This window comes from Arthrospira sp. PCC 8006, from assembly GCF_046480465.1.
GTDB classification, from domain to species: domain Bacteria; phylum Cyanobacteriota; class Cyanobacteriia; order Cyanobacteriales; family Microcoleaceae; genus Limnospira; species Limnospira platensis.
Map to the genome: position 1 here is coordinate 1 of NZ_PKGG01000362.1, position 3,161 is coordinate 3,161.

Consider the following 3,161-nt stretch of genomic DNA (forward strand, 5'->3'; position numbering starts at 1 on the left):
TATTGAGTTGCTATCAATTGCTAAACCTTCGTTTTGATTAGTGATTAATTCAATTAACAGGTTTTCGGTGTGAATGCCTCCATAATATGGCAATTTGACAATCCCTAAATTTAACCCGTTTTCTGTTGCCATATTCCCATAAAATATTTGTAAATCTACCGCTCCCTGCAACACTTCCTGTTTTTTTTGCCATCTTTGATAATAACTATCCTCTGGATAAATTTTAGGCACTTCTGACATCGCAATATTAGGGATATAACACCTAGCGTTTAACGATGATATATARCTGTAAATACCGATATCATATTTATATCTTTCTGTTATTAATGATTCTAAAATAGTCCCGTTAAATAACTCTATGGCGTTACTCCAGTTAGCAGCGTTTATATTAGCCGTGATATTTTTAACACCTCTCACCATTTTAACCACCTATTAATAAATTATTTGTTAGTATAATATTACTACTTTAATGTGATTATTTAAATGGTTAGAAACACATTTGACCTGCGAGAGCCAGACCCTACTAGGAGGCTATGGGAACCAGACCCTACTAGGAGGCTATGGGAACCAGACCCAATTCGTGGCGCTGGTGACGACCATCGTCGTAGGGAACCATCAAAGAGAGATGAACCAATTCGTGGCGCTGGTGACGACCATCGTCGTAGGGAGCCACCCGGTAGAGATGAACCAAAGGGAGGAAAAAAACCTAGGGGAAAGGGTGGTGCTGGTAGAGGTTTTGGCGGTCCTAATAGCGGTGACGAGGTAGATGATGATAAAGGAAGGCGACCGCCAAAATTGGGGGACGAAATGCCAAACCCTCGTGATTATCCTGTTAAAAATGATGGAAAGTGGTGGTTGATGATTTTCGCGCAAATCAGAGATAATTATTCTACTAAAAAACAAGCCATAAGTAATATTAATTTATGGGAACAACAAGACCAAACAGACTTTGGTTTTGACGTGATTAAATTAGGGTTAGATGTTATTGTCAGATGGCAAGATAACATTACTATCACAAAAAGTAATCACGAAGGAGAGGTCACAACAAGCTCAGGGGGACCATATAACAATAGGTGGGCGTTACCGTTAAGACCTTATTATGTGCCATCAGATTGGAGGATTACTTATGCCGAAAGGTTTATAGAAACTCCAGAGCTGGGTTCGTGCTATTACACCAAGGGTAGTTTCGGCACAAGCCCTAGTTTTATTTGGACTAAATACCCGGAGGCTGTATTAAAACATCTACATTTATGGGAGGTTCCGGAGAGTGATAGACCCGTTTATTTACGAAAGGAACGAAGCGTTTTTAGATGGACGTTAGGATATACATACCCTATTACTACAGATAGTTATTGGTATCCAGTGCCTCCTGTTAATACTTACACTCACTGGGAGAGCGAATCTAACGGTTGGAAAAATACCGGAACAGCCAGTTATAGCTATAAGTTATATATTCTATCCGAAGACAAGGATTTTTACCCCCAAAATGACAATGTTAGAAACGTAACAATACCAGATATGAACGAAGAATGCTGCGGAATGATTAGAAGGATTTACGAGTTCCTAGACCCTGAATCCTTCCCGGCTGAAATGCCAGAAAAAAATAACGGTTAATGCTGATAATCCAGAGAACAGAATTAAACGAATAAATACATTGCCAGAATGGTTAATGTATCGATTTGACATCGATGACGAAAGATGGGGTGAGTTTGAAGTTAAAGTCGAGATTGATGACGTAAATTTGATGACCAAAGAACAGGAACACGCGGAAATCAAATTGCCTAACTTAGCTGAGGCGATAGCGGAAATATTCGGGATGGTAATGGAGATAGCTATTAGTCACCAAGTGACCCAAAACGCTGTTTTAACCTGTTTACATGAGACTGGGTTAGCGCACGCGGCAGCCTTTAAAGCTGGTAGGGAAGTCTCGGAAATATTAGACTATTTAGGATTTGAAACCGAGGAAAAATACGAGAAACTAAAAACAGCGTTTACTCCAGAAGCTGAATCATTCGAGGAACTGTTAGAGCCTAACGAAAGTAAAGTTAAAATCACTAATCAAAAGAACGCGAAAGAAACACTACAGACAGCCTTAAATCAAATAAAGGAAATATTCTCAATAGTTAGAGCGCAAGGTACTTTACAAGTTAATGGTAATGACCCGTCAAAAGACATATTAGCCGATTTAACTAGGTTATATGATTCAATGAAAAAACAAGACGAGATTAGAGAACAGGAGACTAATAAAGTACAAGAATTATTGAAAAAAGACTTTCCTGATATCAAGATAGAAACCGAATTGATTGACGGCGATAACCCACTGAGAGGAACTTTGTAATGGTTGCCAGAAGCGCGAGAATGCTAAGGAGTACTCGTAGCTTGTCTAGCCGTCAAACTCGTAGCAGTATAGGTAGGAATGGCGTTAGACAAGTTAATTTAGCCCAGAGAACATCTACTCAAGAGATGGGTTGGTTTGGCAAGCTATGGGCTAAAATAACTGGTAAAGTTGTTGAATGGGGCAAAAGTTTTGGAGGTTGGTTATGGGAAGGAATTACTAAGTTTTTATCTAACTTTAGTTTTGAGAAAGTAGCACGATTTATCACGTCTAACTCGGATAGTTTCTGGAACTTCAATTGGAATATATCAGATGAACAGATAGACAAAAATATGATGAATATTGCTAATCAATTTATTAGTACTACCGCCGGTTTTTTGGGTAATATGGCAGGTAAATTAGTTTGTGGAGTATTACCTACCATCGGCATCGCATTTATCAACAAAGCTGCTGCTATGCACATTGCCTTAAGCAAAGGACCTGAAATGCTTAGGGAAGTATCTACAGCTTTCGGCTCATACGTTAAACAGTCATTTAACATGGCTATGAAAGCCATAGCATGGCAACTGTTTAAACATGGTAGACGGGTTGTTAAAATGTTTTTAGATAAAAGTCCTTCAACACTTGCAACGGCTATTGTTTCAATGGTTCCTGGTGGTAAAGGAACGATTGAAAAGTGGGGTGACGAAAAAGGTGAAGAATGGAGTTTCGGTAAACAGAAAAGGGAAGCTAGGGAGAAATTACCAGAAAAATATGATGGCAAGTTAAGCACTATATGGAACCAAGATAGTTCAGAGGAATTTTGGGATGAATTCTCAGATAATTG

General features: G+C 38.9%; 4 pseudogenes. 3 read left to right on the top strand and 1 reads right to left on the bottom strand.

Annotated elements, in window-relative coordinates:
* Positions 1–420 (bottom strand): annotated as a pseudogene (locus B9T16_RS27255) (hypothetical protein); the annotation flags it as partial.
* A 63-nt stretch (positions 421–483) separates the two neighbouring features.
* Between B9T16_RS27255 and B9T16_RS27260 the strand changes: the two are divergent.
* The 3 pseudogenes from B9T16_RS27260 to B9T16_RS27270 form a co-directional block, all read left to right on the top strand.
* Positions 484–789: pseudogene (locus B9T16_RS27260) on the top strand (hypothetical protein); the annotation flags it as partial.
* 705 nt (positions 790–1,494) lie between these two features.
* A pseudogene (locus B9T16_RS27265) lies at positions 1,495–2,338 on the top strand (hypothetical protein); the annotation flags it as partial.
* A gap of 41 nt (positions 2,339–2,379) precedes the next feature.
* Positions 2,380–3,161: pseudogene (locus tag B9T16_RS27270) on the top strand (hypothetical protein); the annotation flags it as partial.